Annotated in this window: 11 protein-coding genes, 1 tRNA gene and 1 other RNA gene; 3 read left to right on the top strand and 10 right to left on the bottom strand. The window is 62.2% G+C overall.

Annotation, left to right across the window (positions count from 1 at the left end; translation table 11 throughout):
• Window positions 1-122 precede the first annotated feature (122 nt).
• From C446_RS08660 to C446_RS08655, 3 genes are all read right to left on the bottom strand, one after another.
• Window positions 123-842, bottom strand: a complete 720-nt coding sequence (locus tag C446_RS08660; protein WP_006672707.1) for a helix-turn-helix domain-containing protein — start codon at window positions 840-842, stop codon at window positions 123-125.
• A 77-nt stretch (window positions 843-919) separates the two neighbouring features.
• Window positions 920-1,231: signal recognition particle sRNA (ffs, locus tag C446_RS17970), an RNA gene on the bottom strand.
• Between the two features lie 295 nt (window positions 1,232-1,526).
• Window positions 1,527-2,045, bottom strand: coding sequence for a hypothetical protein (locus C446_RS08655; RefSeq protein WP_006672706.1), 519 nt, complete (start codon window positions 2,043-2,045; stop codon window positions 1,527-1,529).
• Window positions 2,046-2,658: 613 nt separating this feature from the next.
• On the opposite strand from C446_RS08655, the gene C446_RS08650 reads away from it, so the two are divergent.
• Window positions 2,659-2,967, top strand: coding sequence for a DUF5798 family protein (locus C446_RS08650; protein ID WP_006672705.1), 309 nt, complete (start codon window positions 2,659-2,661; stop codon window positions 2,965-2,967).
• Between the two features lie 205 nt (window positions 2,968-3,172).
• Window positions 3,173-4,153, top strand: coding sequence for a PLP-dependent cysteine synthase family protein (locus tag C446_RS08645; protein ID WP_006672704.1), 981 nt, complete (start codon window positions 3,173-3,175; stop codon window positions 4,151-4,153).
• A 202-nt stretch (window positions 4,154-4,355) separates the two neighbouring features.
• Here C446_RS08645 and C446_RS08640 read toward each other — a convergent pair whose 3' ends face one another.
• From C446_RS08640 to C446_RS08620, 5 genes are all read right to left on the bottom strand, one after another.
• Entirely contained in the window at window positions 4,356-4,550 is a 195-nt protein-coding gene (locus tag C446_RS08640; protein ID WP_006672703.1) for a hypothetical protein, read from the bottom strand.
• A 229-nt stretch (window positions 4,551-4,779) separates the two neighbouring features.
• On the bottom strand, window positions 4,780-5,193 hold the full coding sequence (locus C446_RS08635) for a CoA-binding protein (protein WP_006672702.1): 414 nt from the start codon (window positions 5,191-5,193) through the stop codon (window positions 4,780-4,782).
• Between the two features lie 105 nt (window positions 5,194-5,298).
• The gene (locus C446_RS08630; protein WP_006672701.1) at window positions 5,299-5,955 is read right to left on the bottom strand and encodes an RAD55 family ATPase; all 657 of its coding nucleotides are present in this window, start codon (window positions 5,953-5,955) and stop codon (window positions 5,299-5,301) included.
• 212 nt (window positions 5,956-6,167) lie between these two features.
• Window positions 6,168-7,019: a geranylgeranylglycerol-phosphate geranylgeranyltransferase gene (locus C446_RS08625; protein ID WP_006672700.1), complete on the bottom strand. Its 852-nt coding sequence runs from the start codon at window positions 7,017-7,019 to the stop codon at window positions 6,168-6,170.
• A 94-nt stretch (window positions 7,020-7,113) separates the two neighbouring features.
• Entirely contained in the window at window positions 7,114-7,296 is a 183-nt protein-coding gene (locus C446_RS08620) for a DUF7511 domain-containing protein (protein WP_006672699.1), read from the bottom strand.
• Window positions 7,297-7,504: 208 nt separating this feature from the next.
• Between C446_RS08620 and C446_RS08615 the strand changes: the two genes are divergently transcribed.
• Window positions 7,505-7,579: transfer RNA gene (locus tag C446_RS08615), tRNA-Arg, on the top strand.
• Between the two features lie 389 nt (window positions 7,580-7,968).
• Here the strand turns inward: C446_RS08615 and C446_RS08610 are convergent.
• Window positions 7,969-8,616, bottom strand: a complete 648-nt coding sequence (locus C446_RS08610; protein WP_006672698.1) for a DUF4382 domain-containing protein — start codon at window positions 8,614-8,616, stop codon at window positions 7,969-7,971.
• A 380-nt stretch (window positions 8,617-8,996) separates the two neighbouring features.
• A complete protein-coding gene (locus C446_RS08605) occupies window positions 8,997-12,587 on the bottom strand; it encodes a PAS domain S-box protein (RefSeq protein WP_275039908.1) in 3,591 nt (1,196 codons plus the stop codon).
• Between the last annotated feature and the right edge of the window lie 91 nt (window positions 12,588-12,678).

Here is a 12,678-nt window from a genome sequence, read left to right as displayed (position 1 = left end):
TCGAGACAACGATGATCGTGACGTCGATGACCTTATGCAAGAGATCGACCACCTTTTCGTTCACTCAACAGCCGACGCTAACGTTCAAAGCTGAGATGTTAACCTGGCGTCGCGGGGAGCCGCTACGTCCGATCCCGGCGACGGACCGACTCGAGGACAGCCATCGTCGGCTCGAGGAGTTTCCGCTCGGCTCGCCGTAGTGCCTTCGAGACGGCGGCATCGGACACTTCGAGGGTGTCCGCGAGATCACCGAGCGTCGCCGATCGGGGCACGTCGTAGTAGCCGGCCTCGACGGCCAGCCGGAGGGTTTCTCGCTCGCTCGCGGTGAGGGTCCGGGAGCGATCCAGTACCGTCGAGCCGATTGTAGCCGCGTGTACGTCCTCGAGAACGGTTTCGGGATCGAGACTCCGTCGCTTGCGTAGCTCACACTCGTCTTCGAGGTGATCGAGCGCCGCGAGCGCGGCCTCGGCGGCTCCGTCGTCGTCGAACGCGACCTCCCAGCGCTCGCTTCCGTCGACGTTCTCGAAGGGGCCAGTGAGGTAGCCGCCGTGAGCGACGATCGTTCCCATGACGTCGGTCGTCCCCATCGTGAGCCGTGCCCGGCCGGTCCGGCCGCGTTTGGCGAGCAGGTCGAAGTCCGTGGTCTCCTCGTGGCCCCGAACGATCTCGAGTGCACGCTCGAGTGCCGTTCTGTCGGTAGCGTCGGCGAGAACCCGGAGTTCGAGATCGCCCCGGTCCCGGTCGTAGTGCCAGTGGGGGGTCACGAACGCGACGTCGTGTGCGTCGCTTGCCGCACTCAGCGGGCAGTCACACTGTTGGACCGAAAGGGCGAGGCTGATCATACGGACGCCTGGTCGCGGACGGGCAATCGCCTTTCGGTCGCGTCGGAGCCGTCGCTCGAGAAGTAGTCTGCGATATGAATGTGGATTCCGCGATTGCCCGGCGTTCCGGTCGGGGGAATCCCAGTTGCCTTCTCCACCCCGCGACCCGTCGAGCGACAGGTGTCCGGCGGTCCACTGCTCGCTTCCGCGCCTGATGGGCTGTCGCCGGCTAACCGCGATGGGACGTCCCTGCGGACGGCCACCGCGGACCGCTGTCCCCGACGGACGAGGCTTCCACGTTGGCTCCCGGGGCCCCGGCCGGTCTGACCGGACGCCCACGGCGTTTGGTCCCCGCTAAAGGCCATACTGCGGGTAACGAGCAGGGCCTAACTGCCCGACCTATCCATCCCATCGTAGGGGGTTGCACCTTAAGGGCCTTTCGTCTCCCGGAATCGAAGTACGGCGATCGACACCGCTCCGTCGAGCGAACAGTCGTACGGAGTGTTATAACGATAGTACCAACTGCAACGATTTGCACACTGATCGCCGATCCGTCCGGCGATCAGGTGCGCACTGACTTGCAGTGGCTACTATAGTTGCCGCCGATCACCGTCCCCGTTGGCGATCGGCGGTAGTTGTCCACAGTAAACCGTACCAGCCGTCGCTCGAGGTCGGTGTGGTCCGTCATCCCGGATACTTACCCCGTCACTCGTCGGAGGCCCGCCCTTGGCGACTCACGGACAGGTCACGGAGCAGGACGACACTCGCCCAGCAGAGTACCCCCACCTCGAGGGCGAGGATCACCGGGTGTACCGTGTGTGTGATCTCGGTCGTGGGAACCCCGACCGTCACCGTCGCGAACGTCACCTCGTCGCTGGGCGGCGGCGAAAGGAACAGGACGTAGTACGCCGTTTCGGAGAACCCCCGCGTCGTCAGCACGTTCAGAAAGTCCGTCACGATGTGTACGAGCCAGCCGACGGCGAACGCCACGCCTCGAGTGCCGAACAGCCATGCGAGAGCGAGCGCGACCGGCAGCGCCACCGCAAGCGAGTGTCCGACCGTGTGGGTAAACGGTGTCAGCCCCAGCCAGTACAGCGATCGATCGAGGAGGTCCGGCATCGCCGACCCGAGCACGAGGTACGCGACCGGGTACCGGCTGTAGACGGCGATCAGGTACCCCATCGCCAGGTGGGTCGGAAACAGCAGGTGAAGCAGGGCCAGCATGTCGACGGAGTCGCCACCATTGGTAGCGTCCCCAGTCCAATACCACGCCGGCCCGAGACTTCAAGCTCGCCCAGGAACGTCGAGGACGACTCGAGCTAGACGGGGTTCGGATGGCTGCAGCCGCCAGTTCGGTTCGACGAGCGACGCTGGAAGCGGGTTCGTCCTCGCCCCGGTCTTCGCCTTGGCCTCAATCTCAATCTCAATCTCGACCTCTACCTCGATCTCGCTCTCGAGTTCGACCTCGTTCCTCCCCTCGAGTTCCCTCCAGCTATCGATTCGGGTTCGGGACCACGAGACCCTCGTCGCCCCGTCCGCGCTGGGCCAGTCCGAATCGACTCCTCACGTCGGACGACACCTCCGTCACCGGCTGCTTGCCGATCCGTACTCGAGGACAATCGTTCGCCAACGACGATCGTGAGACGGTCGACAGCCGGACCGAAGACGCTTTGGGGTACTCGGCAGCGATCGACTCGTCCCGATGTCCGCTCGCCAGTTCGATCTCGTCGATCCCGAAGCCCGGCTGCCGTCCGTGCTGATTGGTACCAAATAGAAATGGGCGTGGGGACTGGAACGGAGGAAAAGGCCCATTACAGAGCCGACACATCGAACGCGTATGGGACTCGGTAGTACCGCAAAGAAGCTCCAGGGACTCTCGGACCGCGCGGAAGCGATGTACAAGCAGGTACAGAAACTCCAGGAACGGATCGTCGGCCTGGAAGAAGAGATGGACGACACCCACGACACCGTCAAGCGGCTCGATCACCAGCTCACCGAGCAGCGAGCACTCCTGCTTGCGATCGCCGACGAGCAGGGCATCGACGGTGAGGAGATCCTCGCGGACGCCGCGATCGACGATATCGATTCGACGACCGATTCGGCGGAGGACGCCGAAGCCACGGAGCCCGACGAAGCCGAGACGTAACGCCGCGACCGCGGCGTCGTCACGGCCCACGCCCGATCGGCCCATCGTCGCCGTTCGCGTTACAGGCACCTCCGCTCGCGTCGCCCCGCCTCGGGCCCACGTTCGAACGGCGTCGGCGGGAAACCCGTCCGCCCTCACTAGGGCTCCGACGGGACCTCGAGCGTAAAAGCAAGACCTAACAACAGTGGCAACATTTGCCAGCACAATGACGACCCACGAGCGACCGTTGGAGTCGGTACTCGAGACGATCGGCGAAACGCCGCTCGTTCGCGTCCAGGACGGCGTCGAGGGCGTTCGTATCTACGCGAAACTCGAGTCGTTCAACCCGGGCGCGAGCGTGAAAGACCGGATCGGCCGCTACATGCTAGAGCGGATGCTGGAACGCGGGGAGCTGCCGGCCGGCGGGACGGTCATCGAACCGACCGCGGGGAACACGGGGATCGGCCTGGCGATCGCGGCCGAACAGCTCGGGCTCGACGCGATCTTCGTCGTCCCGGAGCGGTTCAGCCAGGAGAAACAGCAGCTCATGAACGCCCTCGGTGCCGAGATCATCAACACGCCGACCGAGGACGGCATGGGCGGCGCGATCGAGCGCGCCCACGAACTGGCCGAGGAACTCGACGACGCCGTCGTCCCCCAGCAGTTCTCGAACCCGTTGAACGCCGAAGCCCACTACGCGACCACGGGGCCGGAAATCTACGAGGCCTTGGACAGCGAGGTCGGGGCCGTCGTCGCCGGCTGTGGCACCGCGGGCACGCTCATGGGAATCGCTCGCTACGCCCGCGAGCAAGACCCCGACACCTACGTCGGTGCCGTCGAACCCGAAGGGTCGATGTACGGCGAGGTGATCGGCGAGGACCGCGAGGAAGACGAGTACAAGATCGAAGGGATCGGAACCCACGACCCCAGCACGAACGAGTTGTTCGATCCAGAACTCGTCGACGACGTGTACGCGATCCCCGACGAGGACGCCCACGACGAACTCGTCCGACTCGCCCGCGAGGAAGGGCACCTGGTTGCCTCGAGCGCCAGTGCCGCGAGCCTCGCCGCGAAACGCGTCGCCCGCGGGATCGCCGACGGCGAGATCGACGCACCACACGACACCGTCGTCACGGTCTTCCCCGACTCGAGCGAGCGGTACCTCTCGAAGGGAATCTACCGATCGTTCGACGAGTGGAGCTCCTAACTACGACGAACCACCGTCGCTCCGGCGGCGATACTCCAGCGGTCGTCGATGTCGATCGATTCGTCCACACTCGAGGCGAGAGGCGTCGGTGAACCGGACGGGTCCCCTCGTTCAGAGTGAAAACGAGCCGTTCCGCTCACCGGCAGCGTCCGATCGGTCTCGGCCCGCGTTCCAGTCGGGGCCGGACGCCGCCATCGATCAGTTAGCCCGAAGCTGTCGATCGCCGGAGGGTCGTCGCGTCAACGACATCGAGCTCGTCGTCCCGCTCGGCCTCCCACACACGGAGGACGAGATGAGCCTTACAGTGATGTTCGACCATCTCCATCCCCGTATTCCGGTTCTTGAGGACGAGTTGGCACGTCCCGTCGTTCGTACAGCTCCCGGACCGATCACACATGGGTACTGGTATCGCGTACTCCTCTGCCGAATAAGTCTCTGTCGGTAGTGACGGTCAGAGCCGGCCGACAGGCCTGATAACCCGGCATATCGAGGGGTGTGGTGAGAAGAGTCGTCAGTGCGAGATGGCGGGCTCGATCAGCGATTCGGAAGCAGGAAGCAGGAAGCAAGGATCAGCTACCAGCTCCCACACCGATCGACCCGTCGGAACCACCCGCTGTCGGGCGGCTCTACGCGATCAGCCGCCGATGTTCCACTTTCATACACCGATCCTGCACGACCGTCTTCCCGGCCCGCTCGGCGCGGGCAGCCGCCTCGTCGTCCGCGATCCCTCTCTGGGTCCAGATCGCAGCCACGTCGTCGCGCGACAGGACTCCCTCGACGATACCAGCTACTTCTTCGCTCGGACGGAAGATACAGACGACCTCGGCCGCACCGTCCTCGAGTTCCGCGAGCGAATCGACCGCGGAACGTCCAAGAATCTCGTCTGCAAACGGGTTCACAGGGTGGATGTCGTATCCCCGTTCGCCGAGGTACGCCGGCACGTCGTGAGCCGCCTTCCCCGGCGTGCTCGAGCAACCGACGACGGCGACGTGTTCCCGTGCGAGTACCGCCTCGAGTTCCCGATCCGAGTCGACTGGCATACGACGCTCTACCGCGAGTCACGCCTATACGTCTGTCGGCGTCACGACCCGATTGCGGCTGTATGACGACGAGGCGAAAAAGCAACCAACCACTCGGAAACCGACCTACACCGACAACCCAGCCGTCTTGATCGCCAGCTCGTCCCCATCGTCGTCCGGCTCGAGTTCGATCGCACCGTCGAACAGCTGTTTGAGCGTGTTCATCGTCTGGTCGTCGTGGGACGTCGAATCGATGACGTACAGCCCCAGCGCGTCGGCACTCTGGATGCGGCCAGTGAACACGTGCAGGAACCGAAACACCGTCTGAAGATCCGAGTACATCAACAGCGTCGAGACCGAGTGCATCAGGACGCGGTTGCGCGTCACGCCGCGATTTTCGTAGAATTCCTGGAGGAACTCCGAGAGCTTGATCCCGATGCCGGTCATGTCGACCGGCGAGGACGCGTACTTGATCCGGGGATCGTCTTCGACGGTACCGATCCCGCGCTGTTTCGTGACACAGTCGACGACGCCGACGTTCGTCGACGCGTTCGCGGGGTCGCTGCTTGGCGTGCCGGCGTCGCTACTCGAGGGGAACTCCTCGAGAACCTTGTCGGCGCTGTCTTTCGTCGTCACGACGATCGTCCCGTCTCCGTTCTCCATCCCTCCCCTGAGAATGTCGAAAGCGATCTCCCGTTTTCCGGTAAGCGGGGGACCGGCGACGAGAACGTTCGTTCCCGGCTCGATTTCGGCGTCCGGGAGGACATCTACGAGGTCGTACATACCAGATACTCACATCCGTCCGTGGCCGTCTCCGTGACCCGATCTCCGTACCGGCGTCTTGTAAGAAAATACGGGAAGCAGTTTATAATCCTTTTGATAGGGGCTACGTTGGCGTTCTCGTCGGCACGCGACTCTGTCTCGCGTCCGGTCGCGGTGACGATGGGGCTCCCATCCCGCATCCCACATCCCGCATCCGAACCCATGTCACCAAGTTACAGGCCACCAGCCTCGAGCGCCGCACGGCCCAGAACAAAGGCCAGCGCGGCGAGAAACATCCCGTACTTGAGCCACGATTGTCCCGTCGTCGGGTCGTCGAAGCTCCGGACCGCCGCCGCGAGCATGATCACGTCGGCAGGAACGACCAGGACCAAATACACGAGATCGAAGTACCCGAGCAGGTACGGCAGCGGACTCGCGAGGACCCCGACCACCAACAGTCCCGCCGCAACCCACAGCGCACGCCCCTCGCCGATCGCGATCGGCAGCGTGTTCAGCCCCTCCTCGCGATCACCCTCGAGGTCCTCGACGTCCTTGACGATCTCTCGAGTCAGGGTCGCGATCGCCGCAAGCAGGAAGAGCACGACCGCGGGTCCGACCTCCCCTACTGCGGCGGCACCGAAGAGGAACGTACTCCCGACGAGGTACGCCACGAGCGCGTTCCCGAGCCCCGGCAGCCCTTTGAAAAACTCCGTGTAGGCGACGAGCGCGACGAGGTTGACGGCCGCGATCGCGATCGCCAGCCACGGCAGCGTCAGCGCCAACACGACCGCGATCGCAAAGAGGACGACACTGAACGCGAGCGCGCCACGCGGGCTGACCGCCCCCCGAGGAATCGCCCGCTCCGGCCGGTTGATCCGGTCGATCTCGCGGTCGAAGTAATCGTTGATCGCGTTGCCAGCGCCGACCGCCAGCCCCGTGGCGATCACCGCCGCAGCGACGCTTTCGGCGTTCCCGGTAACCCCACCGGCGACGAACGCCCCGATAAACGTCAGCAGACTCGCCGCGACGACGTTCACCGGCCGCGTCAACTCGAGTAGCCCCCGAATCGTCTCCCGCGCTGTCATAGCACAGCAAGGAGTGGTCAGGCAGGGTGGTTAAACGGTGCGATCCGCGTCGCAAAAGCCGTCGGTCGCCGAGCCAGCCGCTCGCGTCACGCAGCTACCGCCACTCCTCGAGGTCACAGAGAACGTCGTCCTCGACCGAGATCCACTTGGTGATCCGGTCGTCCCCCGTCGCGTGAACCGGTACGGCCGTCCAGATCTCCTCGTCATCCGTGAGCAACTCGAGGGGCTCGTCCTCGGACTGCCCGTCGTCGGGGATGGGGGCCTCGTTCACCGTCATATTCGATCGTACGAACTCCCCATAAAGACCCCCATCGCTGATTTTCAACCATCGGGAATTCGACCCTCGAGTTGCTTCGAACGGCTTGGCGTGGATTGGGTCGGTCCGTTCCGGGCCGGGATCGTGACTCGTGGCTACTGTGGCGCACACTGACGCCCTTGTCGAAAATCGAGTCACTTATACGGAACCCGGCGGTACAAACGGGTGCGGGCGCTTAGCTCAGTCTGGACAGAGTACTTGGCTTCGGACCAAGCTGTCGCGGGTTCAAATCCTGCAGCGCCCATCCGTTTTCCGAACGCTCAGAATCCGACAGACAGCGCCGCATTCCTTATAAAGACGCGGCGGTCTGCGCAGATGATTTCGTTCGTATAGCCCGTTGCATGTGCAAAATTAGTTGATGCTTGGTACCCGGATGTGGGCATTAGTAGCCAACCCTGTTCAGAGAAACCTGCAACATCATCTGGTTTTTGGCCCTAATTTCGAAAGCGTGCAACAGGGTATCGTATTACGAACGAGGGTCGGGGCCGTCCCGCGATTCACGTACATCCAAACTCAGTATCTTGCTACTTAAGGATCCGTATTCTACTATCCATTATCATCACACCGAACGAAAGGAACTACGACAAGAAGTAATGGAGCGCTGTGTTTTTGAACTGCTATCGAGGATCGGTGTCAGTCGCTTTCTTCACTCTCGTAGATTACCTTCGTCCCGTCGGCGACGGGCTGGAGGACGTACTCGTTGGTTCGGCCACGCCGCACGGGTGTGAAATCAGCGACGAACGTCGTCTGCTCGCTGTCGCGAATCTCGAACCGCTGGTTGAACTGCAGCGGGGCTCGACCTGGCGTTGAGACGGTTGCATCGCCCCCGTCTGCGAGCACTCCCGCGACATCGCTAACGTCGAGCTGGAGGAACTCGTACTCGCCAGCAGACAGGTCCCGTTCATCGATCAACTGCGTGTTTTCGCCTTGTAGCTCAACGAGATCGGCCTCCTGTGGCGCATCGAACTCATGGTACTGGCGGTCTTCCCCCTGATCGATGTCATCACTGTCCTGTTCATCGATCCCGTCCTCGCTGTGATCTCCTCCCGTGTCGTCCTCATCATCGGTGTCTTCACGTCGTTTCACCCAGATTCCCTCGATCGTCACGACGCAGGACTCAAAGTCGGCGATATCACCGGGCTGGTCCGTGACCTGGGTCGCGAGCGTGCCCGTTGCATCGCTGCTCGCGAGACAGCCAGCGAGGCCGATACTACTTGCTGTCACAGTACCCCCGGCCCACTTGAGATACTCGCGTCGTCCGTGCGTCAGTGAATCTGCCATCTATCCGGTCTCTACCTGTGGCTGGTATAAGCTTTCGGAAGCATACCTGAAAAGCGAACGCACCGGATGGACGCTACGAGAGGAGTTTGTGGAGAACGAGCAGAATCAGGATGATAGCTAGGAGCGTGAACAACGAGCGGAGTATCGGGACGAAGAGCACTATTTCGTGCGCCAAGGGTGGAATCATACTTCTGGAAGACGTCTAGATCGTCTTGATTCTTGTGGTTAGTGAAACACAGCGACACTCAGACGGCAGATTCTCCTCCGCTGCGGTGGAGTCGGTTGGAGCCGCTCTCCTGTGTATCGGTCGATCGAAACCGGCAGGTGAACGGACGGAAACAACCTGCTTAGCGGTAGTGGTGGCTGTCACATCACGGGCACTATCCGGTAGGGTCGTCGGCCCCCGGGAGCGTGAACGAGAACGTCGCTCCCTCATCCAGCTCGGAGTCGACCCAGATCTCGCCGCCGTGCCGTTCGACGATCCGCTCACAGAGCGCGAGACCGATACCCGTCCCGTCGTGTTCGTCCTGCGTGTGGAGCCGTTCGAAGACCTCGAAGATCCGGGTAGCGTGGTCGGGATCGATACCGATCCCCTCGTCGCGAACCGAGATGATCCACTCCGCGCCGTCTCGTTCAGCACTAACGTGGATCTGTGGGGGAGCGTCACCGCTGTACTCGATCGCGTTTGCCAGCAGGTTCTGGAACACTTGCCGCAACTGGTTGGCATCGCCTTCGACGACGGGAAGCGTCTCGGCGGTGATGGAAGCGTTGCTCTCACTGATCTGGATCTGCAGATTCTCGCGCACGTCCGCAAGCACCGCGTTCAGGTCGACGGGTTCGAATGGATCCCCCTGTGTCTGGATCCGCGAATACTCGAGGAGCGCATCGATCATCTCCCGCATCCGGTCGGCGCCGTCAACCGCGAACTCGAGGAACTCGCGGCCCTCCGTATCGAGTTCATCCTCGTACCGGCGTTCGATAAGCTGTAGATAACTGGAAACCATCCGCAGCGGCTCCTGCAGGTCGTGTGATGCGGCGTACGCGAACCGTTCAAGACGCTCGTTGGATCGCTCCAGGTCGTCGACCAGTTGCTCGAGGTCCTCCTGATACCGGTGACGCTCGATCGCTGCAGCGAGGACATTAGCGACGCTCTGCACGAAGGTGACGTCCTCGTCGGTGAACTCCCGGCGGTCGACGTCGTGCGTGCCCAGGATCCCCCACGGCTCCTCGACCGAGCCGATAATGGTGCTGATACCGCTCGAGACGTCATGAGACGTGAGCAGTTCGGGGCCGCTGAACCGTGTCTCCGCGTCGAGATCGTCGACAACGACCGGTTCCTCCGAAAGCAGCGTATAGCCCGCCTGGGAGTTGTCGTCAGCGGCGACGGTCGCGGTTCCAACGATCCCCTCCCGCCAGCCGACACCCTGGCGTAACAGCAGTTCCTGTTTGTTGGGGTCGAGGTCGAGTACCTTACAGTATTCGTTGTCGAGGACGTCTGCTACCCGCCCGGCGGCTTCGTGCATGAGGTCGTCGAGATCGTCGGTCTCAAGCGCGAACTGCCCGAGATCGGCCACGACCTGCTGTTGGCGGGCCCGGCGTTCGAGTTCCGCTTCGCGCTCCTTGCGGTCAGTGACATCGCGCAGAATGCCGGTGAAGTACTGGTCTCCCTCGTGTTCGACCTCGCTAAATGAGATCGCCAGCGGGATTTCAGTGCCATCCTTCCGCACGCCCGGGAGCTCGATGTAGTTCCAGTCGAGTGTTTGCTCGCCGGTTTCAAGGTACTGCACGAGCGCGGCACGGTGCCGATCGGCCAGCTCGTCCGGCATGAGCCGAGTGAGTGACTGCCCGACTAATTCGTCCGGCATGTAGCCGAACACGTCTTCAACTGCCGGGTTCACCATCTGAATCGTGCTATCCGTATCGATCGTGACGATCACGTCGTTGGCGGCTTCAGTGAGCGCGCGGTGTTGTTCGAGCTGTTGTTCGCGCTCCTTCCGGTCAGTGACGTCGCGGAAGTAGACCGAGATCCCGCTCTCGGAGGGATAGAGTGTTGCTTCCACCCAGAACTCGAGTAGGTCAGAGTATTGTTCGATGCTGGTGGGTTCCTGCGTTTCCATCGCCGTCTCGAAGCGGCCCCGGATCTCGGCGTTCCCGGCCTCTTCGGGGAACACCTCCCAGAGCCGTTCGCCCAGTAGTTCGTCTTCCGTGTACCCGAGGAGTTCCTCGGCGCGCCGGTTGACGTGGGTAAAGCGATACTCGTCGTCAAGCGCGTACACTGCATCGGAAATCCGGCCGAAGATCTCCCTCAGTTCGGTCTCAAGTTCGCGCTCGTGCTCTTTGAGGGGGGTAATATCCTCCTGCGTCGTGATAACCCGGATGATTTCGCCGGTCTCGTCGGTGATCGGGACGGCATTGACTGACAGCCATCGGCGACCACCAGCCGCCCGTTCAACTTGGAGCACGTGATCGTATATCGGTTCACCGGTCGCAAGTGTCCGTGCGAACGGGCGCTCGTCGACCGACAGTTGTTCGCCGGTTTCGTCGTATACCGGTCTGTCCCCCAGTGAAAACGTGTCGAGATCAGTGACATCCAGAAGCTCCCTCGCCCGTTCATTGATCCGCGTAATCGTTGCGTCCGCGTCTAACACGACTGTCCCGACAGGCATCGCCTCGAGGATCTGACCCGTGAGTCGGCGCTCATGCTCCAGGCGTCGTTCGTGCCGGATCCGATCGAACGTCGATTCAAGGCTGGAGGCGACGACTTTCGCGAGCATTACATCGTTGTCGCCGAAGGCGTTCTGTTCTGTGGAGCCGATGATGACGACACCGTGGTCGCCGATCGGGAGAACGATCTCGCTTCGGGCCGGTGTCTCGGGATCGTAAATGTCCGGCGCCTCCCGGACGTCGTCGTACACCTCTGGCTGCTCGGACTCGAACACCCGCCAGGCGATCCCTTCGCCTTCCGCGAACGTTGGCAGCTCACCGAACAGGGTTTCGGCTGGCGTGGACCAGGCTGCCGGCTGGAGTTCTTCGGCGGTCTCGTCATAGAGGAACACACCGTTGATTTCGAGGTTCAGCATGGTCTGGAGGTGGCGAGATGCCCGTTCGGCGACCGCTTCGCGGTCCGTCTCCTGGAGCCATTCACGAACCGCCTGGTTCAACTGGCGCAACTGATACGCGCGCCAGTATTGGTCCGTGATATCGTAGTACAGTTCGACGCGGCCGCCAGCGTATCGCCCCGATTCCAGCGGTTTGCTCCGGTGTTCGAGCCACCGTTCTTCACGGTCGTCTCCGGCCGTGATCCGACACTCGAAATGCTCAACGTAATTGTTGTCATCGTAGGTCGCTAACACGGTATCAGCGAACCGGTCGCCGTCGGCAACGCGCTCCTGGATCGTCTCCCTAATCAGGTCACGTTTGTCACGGCCGATCACCTCCTCACGGTCGAGCCCGAAGTATCGCTCCGCAGTCTCATCGATCCAGGCGACCTCGAACTCCTCATCAAGGACAAATACGCCGACCTCCGCCTCGTTGAGGACGCTGGTAATGGTCTCGTAGGACTCCCGCCCCGACTCTAGTTCCGGTCGCTGGTCGTCGCTTTCGAGGATGGTTCGAGTGACGCCGACAACGCCGTGGAACTGTCCCTCCTCGACGAGCAGGCTGACCTGGAGTTCGACGCGTCGACGCTCCCCATCGGCCGTTGTCACCGTGAGTCCGAACGGAGAACTCGCCTCCTGGGCGCCTGCCAATTGCTCGCGAATCTCCTGTTCGATGCGCTCTACATCGTCGGCGTCGAAAATCAAAGAGACGTGTTCGCCGAGGAGTTCCTCACGAACATAGCCAGTTAGTTCAACGAAGCTATCATTAGCCGCAACGAACTGTCCGTCAGTGTCAAGCTGGTAGATTCCCTCGGAGACCGCGTTGACGAGCGTTCGATAACGCTGGGAGCCCTCATAGTGTTTAGGTCGAATCTTTACCGGTAAGAGACGGCCAAATGTTTGGTTCGTTGATCGTGTTCACTCCTCGTGAGATGTAGTCTTTCAGCGCCGAGAGATCAGGGAC

This window comes from Halobiforma nitratireducens JCM 10879 (assembly GCF_000337895.1).
Taxonomy (GTDB): Archaea; Halobacteriota; Halobacteria; order Halobacteriales; family Natrialbaceae; genus Natronobacterium; species Natronobacterium nitratireducens.
Note: the sequence above shows the minus strand (reverse complement) of the source record. Positions and strands in the feature narration are given on the sequence as shown.

Coding starts and splice junctions, on each gene's coding strand:
- C446_RS08635 (WP_006672702.1), bottom strand. CDS start 5,193: ATGCCAGTCGACTCGGATCGGGAACTCGAGGCGGTACTCGCACGGGAA.
- C446_RS08650 (WP_006672705.1), top strand. CDS start 2,659: ATGGGACTCGGTAGTACCGCAAAGAAGCTCCAGGGACTCTCGGACCGC.
- C446_RS08620 (WP_006672699.1), bottom strand. CDS start 7,296: ATGACGGTGAACGAGGCCCCCATCCCCGACGACGGGCAGTCCGAGGAC.
- C446_RS08645 (WP_006672704.1), top strand. CDS start 3,173: ATGACGACCCACGAGCGACCGTTGGAGTCGGTACTCGAGACGATCGGC.
- C446_RS08640 (WP_006672703.1), bottom strand. CDS start 4,550: ATGTGTGATCGGTCCGGGAGCTGTACGAACGACGGGACGTGCCAACTC.
- C446_RS08610 (WP_006672698.1), bottom strand. CDS start 8,616: ATGGCAGATTCACTGACGCACGGACGACGCGAGTATCTCAAGTGGGCC.
- C446_RS08655 (WP_006672706.1), bottom strand. CDS start 2,045: ATGCTGGCCCTGCTTCACCTGCTGTTTCCGACCCACCTGGCGATGGGG.
- C446_RS08660 (WP_006672707.1), bottom strand. CDS start 842: ATGATCAGCCTCGCCCTTTCGGTCCAACAGTGTGACTGCCCGCTGAGT.
- C446_RS08630 (WP_006672701.1), bottom strand. CDS start 5,955: ATGTACGACCTCGTAGATGTCCTCCCGGACGCCGAAATCGAGCCGGGA.
- C446_RS08625 (WP_006672700.1), bottom strand. CDS start 7,019: ATGACAGCGCGGGAGACGATTCGGGGGCTACTCGAGTTGACGCGGCCG.